Source organism: Pandoraea anapnoica (genome assembly GCF_902459765.1).
Lineage (GTDB): Bacteria > Pseudomonadota > Gammaproteobacteria > Burkholderiales > Burkholderiaceae > Pandoraea > Pandoraea anapnoica.
In genome coordinates this window covers 360,631-376,667 of sequence record NZ_CABPSP010000004.1, presented here as the reverse complement: position 1 = coordinate 376,667, position 16,037 = coordinate 360,631, and the positions used below count along the sequence as shown (strand labels likewise).

Below are 16,037 nucleotides of genomic sequence, written 5' to 3'. Positions count from 1 at the left end.
GCGCGCACCTCACTGCGAACCGTATCACCTGCGTGGATCGCGTCACCGTTTCATTTGCGATGCATTTCCGGCGACCGGGGCGTCCGGACCTTTGGTGCGCCGGTACACCCCGAATGCCTCGCGTGCTGCATTCACCGCCGCGTTGATTGCTGTCCCGTGCATCTGTATGCACACGGGACTGTCGGACTTCGCCCTTTCCCCGCCACGCTTGCCTATGCCGTGCCCGTATTGCCCCACGCTGCGTTAGGGCCTGCGGCCAACGGTGCACGCCTATGCCCCGAGCTTGCCTCGCCAAGTTCAATGCAGGTAGGATTGACCCGCAGTTCAAGCGTGGCATTTCCTCAAGACATGCCGACTGCCGGCATGCCATTCCGTTCTGGAGCCCCCTTATGAGCACGCCTGACGTTTCTGTGCAAAGCCCTCCCCAGAAGAAAGCGATACCCATCGGGCTGATTGCCGGTGTGATCGTGATGATTGCCGTGCTCTTTATCCCGATGCCCGACGATCTCCCGGTCGCAGGCCATCGCATGCTGGCCATTCTCGCCTTTGCCGTGGTGGTGTGGATTACCGAGGCCGTCTCGTACGAAGCCAGCGCCATCATCATCACTTCGCTGATGGCGTTTCTCGTGGGCACCGCGCCCACGGTGCAGGATCCGAGCGTCGAGTACGGCACGTCGCGCGCTATTAGCATGGCGCTTGCCGGGTTCTCCAACTCGGCCCTCGCACTGGTGGCCGGTGCGCTCTTCATCGCTGCGGCGATGACCCTCACCGGGCTCGACCGTCGCATTGCACTCGTGACCCTCTCCAAGATCGGGACCAGCACGCGCCGCGTGATGATCGGTGCCGTTGCCGTCACCATCCTGCTCTCGCTTGTCGTTCCCAGCGCCACCGCCCGCAGCGCCTGTGTGGTGCCGATCATGATGGGTGTGATTGCCGCGTTCGGCGTCGATAAGCGCTCGAATATTGCCGCAGGCATCATGATCATCGTGGCGCAGGCGACCAGTATCTGGAACGTCGGTATTCAGACGGCGGCCGCACAGAACCTGCTGACCGTGGGCTTCATGGACAAGATGCTCGGCGACCGCATTACGTGGGCTGAGTGGCTTGTCGCCGGCGCGCCGTGGGCGATCATCATGTCGGTGGTGCTCGTGGTGCTCGTGCTCAAGCTGATGCCACCCGAGGCCGACGCCATTGCCGGCGGCAAAGAAGCCGTGGAAGCGCAACTGCGCGAAATGGGGCCGATGACGAGTTCGCAAAAGCGCTTGCTTGCGGTGTCGATCGGACTGCTGCTGTTCTGGGCGACGGAAGGCAAGCTGCACCGCTTCGATACGACCTCGGTCACCTACGTCGGTCTGGTGGTGCTGATGCTGCCGCGTTTTGGCGTGATGACCTGGAAGGACGTGCAGTCGCGCATTCCCTGGGGCACCGTGATCGTGTTCGGGGTCGGTATCAGTCTTGGCACCGCATTGCTCACGACGCAGGCAGGGCAGTGGCTAGGTAATCACGTGGTGGCCGCAACGGGCCTTGATTCGCTGCCGACGTTGTCGATCTTCGCGATACTGGCCGCATTCCTCATCCTCATTCACCTGGGTTTCGCCAGTGCCACGGCGCTGACTTCGGCCATGCTGCCTATTCTGATTGCCGTGCTGCAAACCTTGCCGGGTGACTTCAACCGGCTGGGCATGACCATGCTGCTTGGCTTCACGGTCAGCTTCGGTTTCATCCTGCCAATCAACGCACCGCAGAACATGGTGTGTCTGGGCACCGACACGTTCACCGCCAAACAATTCGCCAAGGTGGGGATCATCGTCACCGTCGTGGGTTACGCTTTGCTGCTGGTGTTCGCCGCGACGTACTGGCGCTGGCTGGGCTGGTTGTAATGCGTGCCTGCTGCGCTCGATGAATAAGGAGTCACTATGCGAATCCCCCTGAAAGATGCCGTCGACTTCGGCAAACAATTGCTGCTCGCGCAGGGCGTACCGGACGACATCGCGCTCGACGTCGCTGAGCATCTCGTGGAATCGGACCGTGTCGGGTATGCGAGTCACGGCCTGTCGATTCTGCCGACCTATCGCAAAGTGCTTGAGGACGGACAGGTCAATCCGAGCGGACGTCCGACCGTGCTCACCGATCACGGCAATCTGTTGTTGTTCGAGGGCAATCGCGGCTTCGGTCAGCACGTGGGCAAGTTCGTGGTCGAGCATGCGATTGCACGCGCCTTCGAAAAGGGCGTGGCGATTCTGACGCTGCGCAACAGCCACCATCTGGGCCGCATGGGCCAGTATGGCGAGATGGCGGCGCATCAAGGGCTGGTGTTCATGGCGTTCACGAATGTGACGAACCGTCAGCCAATGGTTGCACCGTTTGGCGGCAGCGAGCCGCGCCTGACGACCAATCCGTTGTGCTTTGCCGGGCCGTTGCCGAACAACCGTCCGCCGCTGGTGGTGGACATGGCGACGAGCGCCATCGCCATCAACAAGGCACGTGTGCTGGCGGCCGAAGGCAAACAGGCGCCGCCGGGGTCGTTGATCGACGGTTACGGTCATCCGTCGACGGATCCGAACGTGCTCTTCACCGAGCCGTTCGGTGCGTTACTGCCGTTCGGTGGACACAAGGGCTACGCGCTGGGCATCGTGACGGAGTTGCTGGCGGGGGTGCTCTCGGGCGGCGGAACGATACAGCCGGAACACCCGCGTGCGGGCGTGGCGACGAACAACATGTTCGCCATCGTGCTCAACCCGCAGGTCGACTTCGCCGCCACGTGGCGCTCGCACGAGGTGGAGGCGTTTATCGACTATCTGACGTCATGCCCGCCGCAGCCTGGCTTCGACCGCGTGCAGTATCCCGGTGAATACGAGGCGGACAATCGCAAGAAGCATCACGATCATATCGACCTCACGACACCGATTTGGGAGTCGCTATTGAAGATGTCGACGGATCTTGGTGTCGCGACGCCACGAACGTTGTGATGTTCAGGGCGGACTCGGGGCGCGATAGGTTCGCGTCCGGGTTCGCCAGACCTTAGGAAGGACACGGCGCGACGACAGCGCTGCAGCAAGCTCAGGCGGCGGAAGTCGTGTCGCAGGGAGAAGTGAAATACATGGCATTACTCAAGGTAGACGTGGTCAGCACCGAGCGCGCGATTTTCTCGGGCGAGGCGCGATTCGTGGAAATCCCCGGCTCGGCAGGTGAGTTGGGGGTGTTGCCGGGGCACACGCCGCTGCTCTCGGGTGTGCGTCCCGGAACGGTGCGCATCGAAGGTGTCGACGGTACCGAGACGTTCCTGTACATCGCCGGTGGCTTCGTCGAGATCCAGCCTGACCGGGTGACGGTGCTCGCCGACACGGCCATGCGTGCCGACAGTCTCGATCAGGCGCGCGCGGAGCGTGCCCGCGAAGCAGCTGCCGCATTGCTGGAGCAACAGACCGGCGACATCGATTACGCCAAGGCGCAGGCCGAACTGGCCGAAGCCGTGGCGCAACTGCAAGCCATTCGCCGCCTGCGCAAACAAAAGTCGCGGGCGCAAGGCGATTAACCGTAGTTAGTCTTCAGGTCGCCCGTGGGCGACCTTCTCCCCGGCTGACCTCCAGCCTCTCAAAGCCAGTCGGTCCTCCCGGGCCGATCGCCGCGTTTTTCTCCCCGATCCCTCAATGGACATCGCCTGAGCGCCCTCGTCGGATGGCGCTGCGCAGGCGTGCGCCACCTCCTGTCGACGCTCGACCGTTCGTTCGCCATGTATTCCGTACTGAGTTGTGTCATCGATCCTCAAGGTGCAACCGCCTGAGGTAAACCCTGAACTGATTCTGCTTGCACCATTTTTTTGGAATAACTATATTGCTCTCAGATAACAGTTATTGCACTGAGATAACTGTTTAGCGAAAAATGCGTTGATCGCATTGTCGCCCTCTCAATGCACGCGTGATGTCCACGCGTCGGTGCCCTTGGAGTTCAAATGAGCGAGACAGCAAAGCAAACGGAGCAGGAAGTTCTCTTCACGCAGGTTGGCAAGGTGGCGGTGATCACCTTGAATCGTCCGCAGGCGCTTAACGCCTGGACTATTGCCATGCGAGAACTGATCATCGATGCGCTCCAGCGTTTCAATGCCGACGATAACGTGGCGGCCGTGATCATGACCGGCGCAGGTCGCGCGTTCTCGGCCGGACAGGATCTGGCCGAAGCGAAGCATTTCGACGGCGACACGGCCATCGAGTGGATCAAGGGTTGGGAGCACTACTACGACGTGATCCGTAGCCTGAAGAAGCCGCTGGTCATGGCGCTGAACGGCACGGCTGCAGGCTCCGCCTTCCAGGTGTCGCTGCTGGGGGACATTCGCGTCGGCCACCCGGGCGTGCGCATGGGGCAGCCGGAGATCAATGCCGGTATCGCGAGCACGACCGGTCCGTGGATCATGAATCACATGCTGGGGCTGTCGCGCACGATCGAATTGACGCTCACCGGCCGTTTGATGGACGCGGACGAGAGCCATCGCCTTGGCCTGATCCATCACCTCGTGCCGGAAGACAAGGTGTTCGACAAGGCGCTGGAAATCGCGACGGAACTCGCCGAGAAGCCGCCGGTGGCGATGCGTCTGGACAAGCAGCGCTTCCGCGAAATGACCGAAGGCACGTTCCAGGACGCCATCGAAGCGGGCATGCGCATTCAACGCGAGTCGTACGAGTCGGGCGAACCGGCGCGCATGATGGCAGCGTTCTTCGCCAAGCGGGCCGCCAAGGCCGAAACGGCAAAAGCCTGACGCCACTACCGGCCGATCCACAAGAGATCGCCATCGACTGAAGCGTTACCTCCGTCGCTGCCTGTGGACACCTAGTCACAACGGCGCGACGGGCGGCAACCCACACAGGGCAGGCGTGTTGCGTCTGTCCATCGCACAAGCGGAGTTCCTTATGTCTCACTCGCACGACCCGCAAAATCCGTCCCGCCGCCGTCTGCTTCAAATGGCCGGTGTCACCGCGCTGGCCGGCTCGGTGCCGATGCTCGCGTCGCACACGGCATTCGCTCAGGCGAAGCAACTGATCGTCTCCGATCCGGGTGGCCCGTACACCGCCGCTTATCGCCGGGCGTTCTACGACCCGTTCGAGAAGGCGACCGGCATCAAGGTCGTGAGCGTGGCGCGCGATTCGCAGCCAGTGGCGCAGTTCGCGGCGATGGTGCAGACGAAGAACTTTGTGTGGGACGTCACCACGCTCACGCTGTCGGCCGACATTCCGTATCTCGAATCGAAGGGCTTTCTCGAGCCGATCGGCATGAAGGCGGCCGATTTCCCCGGCATCATGCCCGAGGCCGTGACGGCCGACTGGTTGGGTGTCGACGTCTACTCGACCGTACTGGCGTATCGCACCGACAAGTTTCAGAAAGAAGCGCCGCAGACGTGGGCCGACTTCTGGGACGTGAAGCGTTTCCCGGGCCGCCGTTCGCTGCGCCGCAGCCCGCTCGACACGCTGGAACAAGCGCTCATGGCCGACGGCGTGCCCATCGACAAGCTGTATCCGCTCGATCTCGACCGCGCGTTCAAGTCGCTCGACAAGATCAAGCCGCACATCAACCTCTGGTGGACGTCGGGGGCGCAGGCCATGCAGGCGATCCAGAGCGGCGACGTCGACATGATGTCGACGTGGAACGGGCGTGCGCAGGCGGCCATCGACAACAAGGCACCGGTGAAGATCGTCTGGAATCAGGGGCTGTATTCCATCGAAGGGTGGGGAATTCCGAAGGGCACGCCGCGCGCCGAGTTCGCGAAGCAGTTCGTGCGTTTCTGCGGCGATCCGGCCCGACAGGCGCTCATCACGCAGGACCTCGCGTATGGTCCGACCAACCTCAAGGCATTCGATGGCATTCCCAAGGAGCGCGCACCGCTGCTGCCGACCGCGCCTGCCAACCTCAAGGGCATGCGTCTACCGAGTCCGCAGTGGTGGGCCGAGAACCGTACGAAGGCTACCGAGCGTTTCAACGCGTGGCTGCTGTCGTAAGCGTCGATGCAAGTGTTGTGAATACCGGAGCAGGATGAGCACGAATATGAGCACCAAACTGGAAACCATCGGTCTTGCCAAGACGTACCGCGAGACTCCCGCGCTTCTGCCGACGGATCTGCGCGTCGCGGCAGGGGAATTTCTCACGTTGCTCGGGCCGTCTGGCTCGGGCAAGACCACGCTGCTGCAAATGATCTCGGGGCTGGTCGAGCCCAGCGCGGGCCAGTTGCTCATCGACGGGCGCGACGCCACGCACGACGCACCGGGCAAGCGTGGCATCGGGATGGTGTTCCAGAGCTATGCGCTCTTTCCGCACATGACCGTCTGGGAGAACGTGGCGTATGGCTTGCGCATGCGCAAGCTGCCGCGCGCCGAGTTGGGACCGGCCGTCGACTCGGCGCTCGCCATGGTCAAGATGCAGGCGTTTGCGCAACGTCTGCCTTCGGAGTTGTCGGGCGGTCAGCAGCAACGTATCGCGCTGGCGCGCTGCTTCGCGTTTCGTCCGTCGATCATCCTGCTCGACGAGCCGCTCGGCGCGCTCGACAAGAAGTTGCGCGAGCACATGCAACTGGAAATCCGGCGTCTGCATCAGGAGCTGGGCGCAACGTTCATCTATGTGACGCACGATCAGGATGAGGCGCTGACGCTGTCCGACCGCATCTGTCTGATGAATCAGGCGCGCATCGAACAGATCGGTACGCCCGCGCAGTTGTACGACCGTCCGGCCACGCGCTTTGCCGCCGACTTCCTCGGGCATTCGAATCTGCTCGATGGCGTGGTGGAGCGTCTGGCGGACGGACGCGTCGCGCTGCGCGTGGGTGAGCGTCTGGTGCCCATTGGCCCGAGCCCCGATTTGCCTGCGGCCGGTGCGGCGAGCCTGCTCGTGCGCCCGGAGGCGGCACGGCTGACCACGCCGGAAGACGGTGCACTTGCCGGGACGATTCGCGAGGTGGTCTTTCTCGGCTCAGACACGCGCGCCATCGTATCGCTGGGGCAGGGCGGTGAGTCCGCCTCCGCTGCCGATGCCGAGCGCGCGCATTTCACCGTGCGCTGTCCGCGTGAGCTGACACCACGCGTAGGCGAGCGCGTCGGGCTCGCGTGGGATCACGGCCGCGCCACGTTACTCACGCGCTGAGTCTTCTTTCGCCCAAGTCATCCGCTTCAGGAGTATTTGCCATGTGGCTTGTTCAACGCCTGCCTCAGGCGGGGCCCCGTATTGCCTGGCCGAAACACGTGGCCCGGTGGTTGCCGGCGCTGCCTGCGTTGCTGTTCCTCGCTGTGTTCTTCATCGTGCCGGTCGTCGAGATCTTGCAAGGCGGCCTTTACGATGCCGATGGTGTGTTATCCGTCGCGCAATTCGCGCGCATGACGCACTCGGCCGTTTATATCAAGGTGCTCGGCTCGACCTTCTGGATTGCCTTCCTGACGGCCGCGTTGTCGGTGCTGCTGGGCTATCCGGTGGCGTATTTGCTGGCCCGCCTGTCGGCGCGCTCGCGTGAGCGCTGGCTGTTGTGGATCGTGCTGCCGTTCTGGACGAGCTATCTCGTCAAGACCTATGCCTGGATGTTGCTGCTCTCGAAGACGGGCCTGCTCACGACGCTCGCCACGCACCTCGGTCTGCTCGACAGCGCGGGCACGCTCGCGCCGTCGATGACGGGCGTGCTGATCGGCATGGTGCACGCGATGCTGCCGCTCGCCGTCATGACGATGCTGCCGATCATGCGCGGCATCAACATGCAACTGGTGCAGGCGGCGCAAACGCTCGGCGCGGATCGCTCGACGGGATTCTTTACTGTGTTCCTGCCGCTGTCCGGACCGGGTGCGGCGGCGGCCGGGTTGCTCGTCTTCATCACCAGTCTCGGCTTCTTCATCGTGCCCGCACTGCTTGGCTCGCCGCGTGAGTCGATGGTGGCGCAACTGGTCATCTCGTCCGTGCTGGAGTTGTTCGATCTGCGGTTTGCGGGCGCACTCTCGACGGTCCTGCTGCTGTGCTCCATCGTCGTGTTCTTCGTGTACGACCGGGTGGTCGGTCTGTCGTCGTTGGCCGGAGAAGCGCCGGAACGACGCGCAGGAGCGGGCGGCCGGATGTTGCCGGTGCTGATGACTGTCGGACGTCTCGCAGGCAAGCTGTCGTTCTCGCGAGGCGGCGAGCGGGCGGACGGCGGTCTGGGCCTGAAGGCCTATACGTGGGCGGTTGTGCTTGCACTGGTGCTGCCCATTGCGTTCGTCGTGCCGCTGGCGTTCACGAAGCAATCGTTCGTGTCGTTCCCGCCGGAGCTGTTCACCTTCAAGTGGTTCGTGGCGTTTCTCGAATCCAGCGTCTGGCAGGCGGCGTTGTGGCGCTCGCTGGGCGTAGGCTTCGCGACGGCCGCGCTCGCGCTCGTGCTCGGCTTCGGAGCGAGTCTTGCGCTCGTTCGGTTGCCGTCGCGCTGGCGCAAGCCGCTGTTCGCCGTGTTCATCGCGCCGCTGATCGTGCCGCGCATCGTCGTCGCCGTCGGTCTGCTGTATCTGTTTGCACGGTGGGAACTGGCGGGCACTAATGCGGGCCTCGTCATCGGTCACACCGTGCTGGCGATTCCGTACGTGGTCGTCACCTTGTCGGCGAGCTTCAAGCGCTTCGACTGGCGGCTCGACGATGCCGCCAAAATGCTCGGCGCGTCGGCCTTCACCCGTGTACGCACCGTGCTGTTGCCCTTGCTCGCGGCAAGCCTCGGCTCGGCGTTCCTGTTCGCTTTCATCGTGTCGTTCGACGACCTGACGATTGCCATCTTCGTGTCCGGCGGGATCAACACCACGCTGCCCAAGCAGATGTGGGACGACATCCAACTGGCTGTGACGCCGACATTGGCCGCTGTCGCCACGTCGCTGGTCTTCCTGATGGTGTTCGTCGTCTGGTTGTCTTCCATCTTCAAACGCAAGAGCTACTGATACCTGCGGATTCTCGTATGTCCATGTCTAACGTTGCCCGAGTTGCGCCGGTGAGTGCGCAGACGTCTTCGGCGTCGGAATCGTCACACGCATCACCCATGTCGTCGCATCCATATCTTCAGTACTTCCCGCAGCGGGCAGAGGGCGACTCGCTCGATGTCGTGCCGCTGCTCATGGCGGGGCTTAATCAACGTGAAGGGGCTTCATCGAAGCCGGTCGTCGTGTTCGAGGGCGAGGCGATCGACCGTGCGCAGATGGCCGCGCGGGTCGGCGCGATGCAGGCGTGGTTTGCCGCGCAGGGACTCGTGCCGGGCGATCGCGTGGCGGTCATGCTGGGCAACAGTGCCGCGCAAGTCGCCTTGATCTACGCGCTCATGCTCTCGGGCCTCGTGTGGGTGCCGGTCAATACGCGTCTGAAAGGCGACGGCATCGAGTATCTGCTGGGGCACGCCAAACCGAAGCTGCTCATCGCCGAGCCGTCTTTCGCCGATGTGCTCGATGCCGGTGTTGCGCTCGCCGCCGAGCAACCCGGGCATCACGGCACACAAGTGGTTCGGCACTGGATGTCGGATGTCATGGCGCAGGCCGCCGCTTATACAGGGCAGCCGCCGGCCGCAGCGGCCGTCACACCGGCATCGGTGCTTTGCATCATCTATACGTCGGGAACGACGGGTGCACCCAAGGGGGTCTTGTTCACGCATCGCATGATGCGCATTGCCAGCGAGGCAGCGTTGCGCGTGGCCGATGCAGCCGACGGCGACCGCTTGTTCCTGTGGGAGCCGTTGTGCCACATTGGCGGCGCGCAAATGTTGTTGATCCCGTTTCTCGTGGATGTCGAGATGCACGTGGTCGAGCGCTTCTCGGCGAGCCGCTTCTGGCAGCAGTGCGAGCAGTCGCAAGCCACGCATCTTCACTACCTTGGCGGCATTCTGGACATCCTCATGCAGTTGCCGCGCGACGCGCAACCGGCGACAAATTCCCTGCGTGTGGCATGGGGCGCAGGTGTCTCGGCGAGTGCCTGGCAGGCAACGCGCGAACGCCTGGGTTGTGTGCTGCGCGAGTGTTACGGCATGACCGAGTGTTCAAGCTTCGCCACGCTGAACGACGCCGATCAACCCGGCTCCATCGGCCATGCGTTGCCGTGGTTGACGCTGGAATTGCTCGATGACGCGGGCCAGCCGGTGGCCGATGGGGAGCCGGGGGAGATTGTCCTGTCGAGCGATGTCGACGGCGTGTTCTTGCCGGGGTATCTCGATAATCCCGACGCCACGGCGAAAGCGCTGCGCGACGGCAAACTTTATACGGGCGACAGTGCGCGCCGCAGTGCCGACGGCAGTCTGGTTTTCATCGGACGTCGCACCGACAGCATGCGCGTGCGAGGCGAGAACGTCTCGGCCTGGGAAATCGAACGGGTGTTTGCGCGGCATCCGGCGGTGGCGGCATGTGCGGCGATCGGCGTGGCGAGCGAGATCGGCGAGCAGGACGTCATGTTGTACGTGCAGTTCCGCGAGGCGGCCGTCGACTGGACGGCGTTGTCGACTTGGGCGGCGGAGCGTCTGGCCAGCTATCAACGGCCGCGCTACTATCGCGAGACCGCGCAGTTCGAGACGACGCCATCGGAGCGAATCCGCAAGCACTTGTTGTCGCGAGACACGCAAGGCGCGTGGGAGTGGGTCGCAACGAAATGAGGCAGCGCGCACGCGAGGGCTGAACGTGGATTTAGAGTTATCGCATAAAGATAGAGTGCTATTTTTATGCGATAATCCAGCCAAATCCGTCAAAACACCCATCTGACTGTGGCCACCACCAAAACCCCACGCAGCCGCGCGAAAGAAAAGACCGCCGTCACATCCGTCTCGGCAGAGACGCCTTCGGCAACGTCGTCGACGGAGTCTACGCTGTACGTCAATTCCGTCGAAAAGGCGATGAAGGTGCTCACCGCGTTCGATGGCTCGAAGCGTCATCTGTCGCTGTCCGAAATTGCGGCGGCCACTGGCCTCGACATCAGCGCCGCGCAGCGTTTCACGTTCACGCTCTCGGCGTTGGGTTATTTGCTGAAGGATCCGCAGAGCAAGAAATACGAACTCTCGCCGAAGCTGCTGGACTTCACGTATCACTATCTCGTCTCGAATGAGCTGGTCAGTCGCGCGGCACCCTATTTGCAGCAGTTGGCGGCGGAGACGGAAGAGGCGACCAATCTGACCGTGCGTCTGGATACGGATATCGTTTTCGTGCTACGTATCGTCAGCCGGAGTGTGTTCAATGCCAATGTGATCGTCGGTTCGCGCCTGCCCGCGTATTGCACGGCGCCAGGGCTGGCGATGCTCGCCACGCTCGATGACGTCGAGATCGACGATATTCTGGCGCGCACCAACCTCGTCCAGTTCACGCCATCGACGGTGTCGCAGCCGCGCAAGATCAAGGAGCGGCTTGCCCGCATCCGCAAGCAGGGGTACGCCCACACCGAAGACGAGTTCTTCATGGGCGATATCTCAACGGCGGCGGCCGTCGTCAATCAGGATGGCCGGGCCATCGGGGCGATCAATATTGCCGTGCCGCGTGTGCGCTGGAATGCAGAGCGCGACGAGCGCCGGTTTGCCGATCTCGTGATTCAGACGGCAGGCGCATTGTCGGCGCGGCGGCGTCAGGAAATGTAAGAGAGGCAGTGTAAGGAAGGTTGAGACGTCGTTGTCGGGTGGGGCTGAGCGGTTCTTGTCGTCTCAATTTGACGTGCTAGAATCCCGCCGCATGGACATGGAGCAGTGCTGAATTCAGGGAATTCCGGCGTCGCGCGTCAAATATCACAGCGGGTCCACGACCGTGTGGGCTTCAGGGAAGCGCGAGACACGCCAGCGACGACGGACACTCCTCAGAGAAACCGATGGCCGGACCGGGGCGGCCAGACGGTGCGCCGCATACGGCGCGCAAGCGGCTGCCGCGTTTTGCCATCTCCAAAATAACGAACCGCTGATCATTCAGTCAGGTTTTACCCCCCGTATTTCAAACTGCGCATGCGCCCGGGACGGTGATGATCGCCCGCTGGCCGTGCGTACGGGGGACGGAGCCATGGCTCTTGGTTTGTCGCTGCCGGCGCTGGATCTGCCGACGCTACAGTTTGTGACCTTCTTATTGAGCATTGCGACAGGCATCCTGTTCATGCTCGACGCCTTACGCCGCGACGAAGCCGAATCACCACGATGGTGGAGTCTGGCCTTCCTGCTCGCGACGTTCTCTCCTGTGCTCTATTTGCTGGCCTCACGAAGCGCTCAGCTCGCGGTGCTCTATCCGCTGGGCAATGCCGTCGCCACGCTAGCGTTCGCCATGGTGTGGAGCGGGGCGCGGCGCTTTTACGGTCGAAGCGTCCAGTGGGTCACGGTCTTCGGCGGTCCGGCGGTTCTGCTCTGGGGGACGTGGCTGTTTGCGCGGCCGCTCGACGCCTGGAGCGGCGGCGTGCTGTTCTTCTCGTTGCTGGCGTTCTACAGCCTGATGGCGGCGAGAGAGTTCTGGCAGGCCTCGGGGCTACGGCTGCCGAGCAGCATCGTGCTGGCGGTCGTCGCGGTACTGCATGGGTCGTTCTACACGGCGCGTGCTGCCGCGCTCGTGTGGCTTGGGCCGACCGATTCGCAGTTCCTCGCGTGGTTCGGGCCGCAGGTCTCCACGACCGAGATGCTCGTGCTGATCGTCGTGGCGAGCTTCCTGATGGTGTCGTTGGGTAAGGAGCGCTCGGAAATTGCGCTGCACCGCGCGGCGACCCGCGATGGGTTGACGCAGGCGTTTAACCGCCCTGAGTTCATACGGCTCGCCCGTGAGCAGTTGCGACGTCACGGCGCTGCCCGTGCCCCCGTCGCATTGCTGCTCCTCGATCTGGATCACTTCAAACGCATCAACGACACCTACGGCCATCCGTTCGGCGATACCGTGCTGTTGCTGTTCGCTCGCACGGCATCGCAACAGCTTCGGGCAGACGATATCTTCGGGCGTTATGGCGGCGAGGAGTTTGCGTTGTTCTTGCCGGGCGTGGGTGCCAACGAAGCGCAGACCATTGCCGAGCGCGTGCGTGAGGCGTTCGAGCGCTCGGCACGGATGGTGCAGGGTGAGACGGTCGCCGCGACTGTGAGCATCGGCATCGCGTGTGACGAGCGCTCGCGCGGCGAGCTGTCGTCGCTTGTGCAACGGGCGGATCGTGCCTTGTATCAGGCCAAGGCCGCCGGACGGAACCGTTGTGTGCGCTACACGCCGGAGACGGCCATGCCCGTCGCCGATCCGCGTGTCGACCGGACAGAGGTGCCCGACGTAGCGACGCCGCCCTTGCACGCCGCGGCCGGCGGGTGAGAACCGGTTCAATGGCGAAAACCACTACAAGCTGCACGTGCTACCGAACGCGCTCGTTCGCCCCTGCGGCGGTGCTTACCAGCTCCATCGCAGTCCGAGCGTGGCAGACACGCTCTGCTGGCGGGTATCGTCGATTTGCGTGAGGTAAGCGAGGGTGGCGTACACGCTCGCGTGCTTGTTAAAGCGTCCGGCGACGCCGATGCCGAACTGTGCCGCCGTGGTGTTTGCGCTGCTGACGATCGGAGTGGTGCCACCGAAGATGGCGCGGCCGTCGTTGCCGAACGTATGCAGCAGGTTGAACAGCAGGTACGGCCGCAGCAACCCGCGCGCGCCGTCGTAGTTGCCTTCCAGACGCGCGCCGATACGCGCAAGCCAGCTATTTGTGTTGGAGAACGACACCGACGAGACGGCGTCCGTCAGATCGTTGAGCGACTGATGCTGATAGACGATCTGCGCCTGCGGTTCGAGCATGAGGGCGGGCGTCAGCCGAATCGGCCAGCCAGCTTCGAGCGACGCGGCGACCGCCTTGCCGTGCGTGCTAGTGTTCATGCCGCTGATGGGCTTCGATTCGTATTGGAGCGCAGAGCCGAGTACAACTGCGTCGACGTAGGCGAGGTTGGGCATCACGTGGGTCCAGTACAGACCCGCGCTGTACATGTCCAGCCCTAGCGACCCGGTGTGCGTGTCCATCGATCCTAGCGCGCTGCCCTGCGTGTCGCCGTAGGCGCGCGTCCATCCCGCAATAATCCCGATGTGGTCGTGGTGCCCGCTGTCTGTGCTGTGCGAAAAGAGATCGTGGCCGACCTGCACGCCGCCGATGTTGCCGTCGAACTGCGGGGACACGTCGCCCTTGGCGCGGAACTGTTCGGTTTGTCCCCACACTCGGGCCCAGCCGGCCGGTAGCACACCGCTCTCCGTCAGCAAGCCCTGTTGCCCCTGTCGCTCGTGAAACGTGCCCATCTGCGCGAACCCGGCGACGCGTGCGATTTCCGGCATCGTCGAATAGACGGGGACTTCCACGCGATAGATGGGTATGGGCGTCGATCCTAGGGCGGCCGTTGGCGGGCTGCCCGCTGCGCCGACAGGCGAAAGCACTGTGGTGACAGTCTGGCCGGTTACAGGGTCGATGTAGGTCACGGCGGTGGCCACCGGTACTGTCGAACGCAGGAACCAGCTGTTTTCCGAACCAGGGGTCGTACCCCCGCGATACAGATAGTAGGTGTATGCCCCCTGGCTGACCGTGCCGCCGAGGGCGAACGCGCTGGCGCTCGACGTCGCTCCGCCCACGGCGTTGACCATCGGAATGCCGTTGCCGGTCGTGAGTCCGCCCGCGCCGCCCATATTGTTGACGGCAATCGTCGTGCTACCGCCGATGGTGCCGCCGCTGACCGTCAGCGGGGCGACTTTGGATGAGTCGTCGCCCAGCACCGTATCGATGGCGAGCTTGCCGCCGCTACCGGTGTAGTTGCCGGCAACGGTCAGCGTGCCGTTGCCGCTGCCGTCGCCCGGGTGTACGGTTCCGGCGTTGGTCAGGTTGCCCGCGAGCGTGCCCGTGCCTGCGAGCGTGGCCCCGGCGGCGACTTGAGACGTCGCGCCGCCCAGCGTGCTGTTCAGATTGAACACGCCGCTCTGAAACTGCGCGGTCGTGAAGTTGCCGCTTCCGGTCCACGTCCAGTTATCGCCTTGCATGTTGAGCGTACCGAAGTTCACGAAGGCGTTACTCGCCGTGCCCGTGCCCTGCAAGTTGACGCGGCTGACCGCACTGTTGCCGCCATCTGCCGTGCCGATAATTTGCGAACCGGTTTGCAGCGTGAGGGTATTGGATTTCGCCGCCGCGTTCATGGCGATGGCGGTGCCGACATCGCTCTCGATGAGGCCTGCGTTCGTGATCGTGATCGTGCCGTTGACCGTGCGAACGCCGAAGCCTTGCCGACTGATGATCTGGCCGCCCGACTGGTTCACGATAGACGACGTGAATCCTGATGCGGTGTTCGATACGACGGCGTCGCTGTTGACGCCGCGCGCTTCGATGTAGCCGCTGTTCGTGAGGTTATTGTTGTTGCCCTGCATGAAGACGGTGAACGAGCGGTTCGACGCCGTGCCGCCTGTGGTGATAAGCGTGCCGCTGTTCGTCACGGTGCTTTGTCCGCCCACGACGCTGATCGCACGGCTGCCGCCACCATTGGCCGTGATCGTGCCGGTGTTGACGAAGGTGCTGAACAGGCCCAGGCCGGAGGATTGTCCCCAGGCGGCGGTCATGCCGAAGGCGTTCGGGCCGTTGACGGTGATCGTCCCGTTGTTGGTCAGCGAGCCGTGGTTGCCGTTGACGGCCATGCCGTCGTTTTCGTAGCCCGATGTCGAAACGACGCCGGTGGATGTGTTGACCAGCACGTTGTAGTCGTGCGCGCCGAGCATGGCAGCACCGCGTCCGGGCTGCGGCGAATTGGTCCCTGTGATGCTGACTGTGCCGCTGTTGGTGATCGTGCTCGATGAATCGACGGTGATGGTTGCGACGTCGGCGGTGGTCCGGACCGAACTGATGTTGGCCCCTTGCTGCACGTTCACGTTGACGCCTGTGCTGCCGGCTTGCGCGGCTACCACGCCGTCGGTGCCCGTGCAGGTCACGGTTGTGCCGCTGGCGGGAGCGATGTTGTCGCATGCGGCGCGTGCCTGAGCGGTGACGCATAACGTCAGCGCGATAATGAGGGGTTTGAGAGGCAGGGGCGGCGACTGGCACGGCGAATGCCGGACGAACTCAACTGCACGTGGCGAGATTGTCATATCGCACTC

Annotated in this window: 11 protein-coding genes; 10 read left to right on the top strand and 1 reads right to left on the bottom strand. The window is 63.4% G+C overall.

Going from position 1 to position 16,037, the window contains the following annotated elements; translation table 11 throughout:
• The first annotated feature begins 389 nt into the window (after positions 1–389).
• The 10 genes from PAN31117_RS09765 (at position 390) to PAN31117_RS09720 (ending at position 13,247) form a co-directional block, all read left to right on the top strand.
• Positions 390–1,880 (top strand): DASS family sodium-coupled anion symporter, encoded by a 1,491-nt coding sequence (locus PAN31117_RS09765; RefSeq protein WP_150738012.1) that lies wholly within the window; start codon positions 390–392, stop codon positions 1,878–1,880.
• A gap of 36 nt (positions 1,881–1,916) precedes the next feature.
• Positions 1,917–2,969: an Ldh family oxidoreductase gene (locus PAN31117_RS09760; RefSeq protein ID WP_150738011.1), complete on the top strand. Its 1,053-nt coding sequence runs from the start codon at positions 1,917–1,919 to the stop codon at positions 2,967–2,969.
• 131 nt (positions 2,970–3,100) lie between these two features.
• A complete protein-coding gene (locus PAN31117_RS09755; protein ID WP_039403343.1) occupies positions 3,101–3,535 on the top strand; it encodes a F0F1 ATP synthase subunit epsilon in 435 nt (144 codons plus the stop codon).
• Positions 3,536–3,952: 417 nt separating this feature from the next.
• Positions 3,953–4,753 carry an enoyl-CoA hydratase/isomerase family protein gene (locus PAN31117_RS09750; protein WP_039398566.1) on the top strand — a complete coding sequence of 267 codons (801 nt, stop codon included), beginning with the start codon at positions 3,953–3,955 and terminating at the stop codon, positions 4,751–4,753.
• A gap of 151 nt (positions 4,754–4,904) precedes the next feature.
• Positions 4,905–5,987, top strand: coding sequence for an ABC transporter substrate-binding protein (locus PAN31117_RS09745; protein WP_150738010.1), 1,083 nt, complete (start codon positions 4,905–4,907; stop codon positions 5,985–5,987).
• Between the two features lie 46 nt (positions 5,988–6,033).
• Positions 6,034–7,122, top strand: coding sequence for an ABC transporter ATP-binding protein (locus PAN31117_RS09740; protein ID WP_150738009.1), 1,089 nt, complete (start codon positions 6,034–6,036; stop codon positions 7,120–7,122).
• Positions 7,123–7,163: 41 nt separating this feature from the next.
• Positions 7,164–8,915 (top strand): ABC transporter permease subunit, encoded by a 1,752-nt coding sequence (locus PAN31117_RS09735; protein WP_150738008.1) that lies wholly within the window; start codon positions 7,164–7,166, stop codon positions 8,913–8,915.
• Positions 8,916–9,013: 98 nt separating this feature from the next.
• Entirely contained in the window at positions 9,014–10,603 is a 1,590-nt protein-coding gene (locus tag PAN31117_RS09730) for an AMP-binding protein (protein ID WP_246188996.1), read from the top strand.
• A 108-nt stretch (positions 10,604–10,711) separates the two neighbouring features.
• Positions 10,712–11,572 carry an IclR family transcriptional regulator gene (locus tag PAN31117_RS09725; RefSeq protein ID WP_370855739.1) on the top strand — a complete coding sequence of 287 codons (861 nt, stop codon included), beginning with the start codon at positions 10,712–10,714 and terminating at the stop codon, positions 11,570–11,572.
• Between the two features lie 409 nt (positions 11,573–11,981).
• Positions 11,982–13,247, top strand: coding sequence for a GGDEF domain-containing protein (locus PAN31117_RS09720; RefSeq protein WP_150738006.1), 1,266 nt, complete (start codon positions 11,982–11,984; stop codon positions 13,245–13,247).
• 75 nt (positions 13,248–13,322) lie between these two features.
• Here the strand turns inward: PAN31117_RS09720 and PAN31117_RS09715 are convergent, their stop codons facing one another.
• Positions 13,323–16,028, bottom strand: a complete 2,706-nt coding sequence (locus PAN31117_RS09715; RefSeq protein ID WP_150738005.1) for an autotransporter family protein — start codon at positions 16,026–16,028, stop codon at positions 13,323–13,325.
• Positions 16,029–16,037: the final 9 nt, after the last annotated feature.

Bases quoted from the DNA above. Each gene is read 5' to 3' on its own strand.
- PAN31117_RS09765 (WP_150738012.1), top strand. From the start codon at position 390: ATGAGCACGCCTGACGTTTCTGTGCAAAGCCCTCCCCAGAAGAAAGCG.
- PAN31117_RS09760 (WP_150738011.1), top strand. From the start codon at position 1,917: ATGCGAATCCCCCTGAAAGATGCCGTCGACTTCGGCAAACAATTGCTG.
- PAN31117_RS09755 (WP_039403343.1), top strand. From the start codon at position 3,101: ATGGCATTACTCAAGGTAGACGTGGTCAGCACCGAGCGCGCGATTTTC.
- PAN31117_RS09750 (WP_039398566.1), top strand. From the start codon at position 3,953: ATGAGCGAGACAGCAAAGCAAACGGAGCAGGAAGTTCTCTTCACGCAG.
- PAN31117_RS09745 (WP_150738010.1), top strand. From the start codon at position 4,905: ATGTCTCACTCGCACGACCCGCAAAATCCGTCCCGCCGCCGTCTGCTT.
- PAN31117_RS09740 (WP_150738009.1), top strand. From the start codon at position 6,034: ATGAGCACCAAACTGGAAACCATCGGTCTTGCCAAGACGTACCGCGAG.
- PAN31117_RS09735 (WP_150738008.1), top strand. From the start codon at position 7,164: ATGTGGCTTGTTCAACGCCTGCCTCAGGCGGGGCCCCGTATTGCCTGG.
- PAN31117_RS09730 (WP_246188996.1), top strand. From the start codon at position 9,014: ATGTCGTCGCATCCATATCTTCAGTACTTCCCGCAGCGGGCAGAGGGC.
- PAN31117_RS09720 (WP_150738006.1), top strand. From the start codon at position 11,982: ATGGCTCTTGGTTTGTCGCTGCCGGCGCTGGATCTGCCGACGCTACAG.
- PAN31117_RS09715 (WP_150738005.1), bottom strand. From the start codon at position 16,028: ATGACAATCTCGCCACGTGCAGTTGAGTTCGTCCGGCATTCGCCGTGC.